Annotated in this window: 1 protein-coding gene; it reads left to right on the plus strand. The window is 51.5% G+C overall.

Translation table 11 applies throughout. The features are described 5' to 3' along the window. Positions 1 to 346: 346 nt before the first annotated feature. On the plus strand, positions 347 to 664 hold a 318-nt coding region (locus A3722_RS15215; protein WP_201722042.1), incomplete at its 3' end, for a replication initiator protein A.

A 664-nucleotide genomic window follows, 5' to 3' on the forward strand; every position in this document is an offset into this window, starting at 1 on the left:
TAGAAGGTGTTACGAGAATCGCCATCTCCGCAACACACTGATTTCGTTGTTCGATTTCACCATATTTCAGCCTACCGGTGTGTAGAGTATCGAAGAAAGGTGGGTAGACTATCGAAGAAAGGTGGGTAGACTATCGAAGAAAGGTGGGTAGACTATCGAAGAAAGGTGGGTAGACTATCGAATAATGCACGCCTCTGGTGGGCAGACTGTCGAATAATGGTGGGTAGATTATCGAATAATGGCACGACCCCGGAAAAGAACAGCTTTGCTACCGCAGCGGCACACTGAGCCGGACCTGTTTGTCTGTGACATCTTGGATGCCACGCCCAAGAGTGACCGCGCCTCTATGGAACACCCCCTGTTTTCGCTTTCGGTCAAAAAGGACCTGGCCGCGTTCGAGTACGAACAAGGCAACGTGAAGGTGAAGATCACGCCAGCGGCTGAGGAAGGCCGTGCAAATGTCTTCGATAGGGATATTCTGATTTATGTTTTGAGCCAACTCATGGCCGCGAAGAACGAAGGTCAGGAGATCGGTCGTCGTGTCCGGATTTCAGCCCATGATCTGCTGAAGGCCACAAACCGCCATACTACCGGACAGGCCTACGCAACGCTTCGACGTGCCCTCACCCGTCTTCAGTTTACGCAGATCGAGACGAACATTCAT

It is taken from the genome of Sulfitobacter sp. HI0027, from assembly GCF_001634775.1.
In the GTDB taxonomy this organism is placed as follows: domain Bacteria; phylum Pseudomonadota; class Alphaproteobacteria; order Rhodobacterales; family Rhodobacteraceae; genus Sulfitobacter.